The following is a 2,107-nucleotide window of genomic DNA, read 5'->3' on the forward strand; positions in this document are numbered from 1 at the left end:
TTCAACTTCACGTTCACGAGATACAATCTCAAGATCACGCGCTCGTGTCACCTTCTCTTCTTCAATCGCTACAGCACGTTGACGATTTTGTTCTGCAACCTCAATTTCTCTCTGTTGATTCTCTTTCTGGACCTGAAGGTCTTGCTCAACCTGAATAGTCGTCGCTTCTGCTTTTTTTCGTTCTTCCTCCTGAACCTTCTTCGTCTCTGCTTGTTCGCGAGCACTAATGGTTGCAATTTCGCGCTTCTGTTTTTCTTCGGCATCCGCTTGCTGACGCTCTAGCTCAAGCATTGCTTCAACGGTCTCAACATTTTTCTTTTTTATCGCCAAAGCTTCATCTTGCTCAAGAATATTCGTTCGAACGTTCTGCTCTGCAGTTAGCGCTGTAATCTTTTTAATCCCTTCTGCATCAAGAATGTTGTTTGGGTCAAGGGACGCTTTAGGCGTTTGCTCTAAGTAATCAATCGCCACATCTTCGAGAACGTAGCCGTTCAAATCATCACCGATGACTTCAACGATTTTGTCTCTGAATTCTTGTCGGTTCTCAAACAGCTTAACGAAGTCAATTTGCTTACCTACAGTCTTAAGTGCCTCTGAAAATTTCGCATTGAACAGTTGATTGACTGCTTCTTTATCAGACGCACGATCTGCACCAATTGACTTAGCTACTTTCAACACATCATCAGCTGTTTCATTTACTCGCAGGTAGAAAGCTACGGTGATATCCGCACGCATATTATCGGCACAGATCAATCCATCTTTACCTCTTCGATCAACTTCTAAAGTGATCAAGGAGATTCGCATCAATTCTTTCTTATAAATAATGGGATAAACCAAAGCACCAGTGAAGTGAACTTTTGGTTTTGACGACATATCGTTAACAATCAGAGCTGTTCCTTGCTCTACCTTTATGTAAAAGGCTTTAAACAGCGCAGCAAAGCCCATTAGAAAGACAAAAAATATTCCTACACCAAATACCAAAGGCATCAACACAGACAGATCGGCCATAGTGGTTACTCCATTTCCAAGATTGTATCTTTAATTAAAATTTGATCAGCTTCCCGCGAAGTCATCCTCAGAGATCACGCGGTAAGTATTTTCTTCTTTGTTATATTCGAGCAGCACAACCCGATCTCCTTTAGAAAAACTTGCGCTGCCATCAGTACGCACCTTCAGCAACAACCCGGCGCCACCATCTTCAAGAGTTGCCTCCCCAAAGCTGTTATCCACACGAGATGTTTTAACTACAGCCGTTTGGCCCAAAACGCGCTTGACTGTTTCTTGAGATGCTTTTTTGAACAAAGGCCGTAATGGTTTGATAAGCGCTGCAGTTATCATGACGGAAATATATAGCGACCCAAGCAATATTGGGATACTAGCCAAAAGACTAAACAAACCTTCTGGTAAAATACCCATCAAAAAGTGCACTACGTAGTAGCAAATGACCCAACCAAATAATGCGATAAACGACAAAATAATTGTGACCGGAACGCCATGAAGACCAAAGCGCAACATCAAGCCAGCTAAAACGTTCGCACTATTCAAACCCTGTTCGGCATTGATATCAATTCCATTGGCTTCGGGAATATCGAAATCCAGCACATCAATTTCAATTAAGCCCAAAACTGCGACGACCCAATACAGCACGACAACAAGCAAAAGGAATGTAAAGAATACAGTTGGGAACGACGATATATTTTGATAAAACGGATCCATATCATCCATTAAAAATATCGCAAACATTTCCAATCCTCCTTTGTATTACTTCCGCTATCTCTGAATAAAATCTAGTATTGCTTGGTTATCTTTTACGTAGACTTCTTTTTCAAGCGTTCCAAGATGTCATCAGCGCTGCTCCCACTCGCAGCGATACCGGCTTCTTCAAGCTTTGCTTGAAGCGATGTAGCGGAGCTGTCTTCAGCAAGTTCACTAGCAGCTGCCATCTGTGCAGACTTAAGCGCCTGTTTTTCTTTGATCCGATCTAATGAGTCCATTGCCGTTCTCATTTTTGAATGTGAGCCGCTATGACGTTCAGCTACGGCAGCTTGTGCCCGTTGAACATTTTCATTAGCCTTAACCGTATCAACCTGTTGCTTCAAACGCTTGA

General features: G+C 42.4%; 3 protein-coding genes. All 3 read right to left on the reverse strand.

All coding sequences use genetic code 11. The features are described 5' to 3' along the window. Positions 1–1,008: flotillin family protein (locus A3738_RS08845; protein ID WP_369819787.1), on the reverse strand; the 1,008-nt coding region annotated here is incomplete at its 3' end. Between the two features lie 45 nt (positions 1,009–1,053). Then, positions 1,054–1,743, reverse strand: coding sequence for an OB-fold-containig protein (locus tag A3738_RS08850; protein ID WP_082878579.1), 690 nt, complete (start codon positions 1,741–1,743; stop codon positions 1,054–1,056). 65 nt (positions 1,744–1,808) lie between these two features. After that, the coding region (locus A3738_RS08855) for a PspA/IM30 family protein (RefSeq protein WP_197473737.1) at positions 1,809–2,107 on the reverse strand (299 nt) is incomplete at its 5' end.

This window comes from Oleiphilus sp. HI0066 (assembly GCF_001635725.1).

What these genes read in the sequence shown, in the direction of transcription:
- A3738_RS08850 (WP_082878579.1), bottom strand. Translation starts at nt 1,743, where the DNA reads ATGTTTGCGATATTTTTAATGGATGATATGGATCCGTTTTATCAAAAT.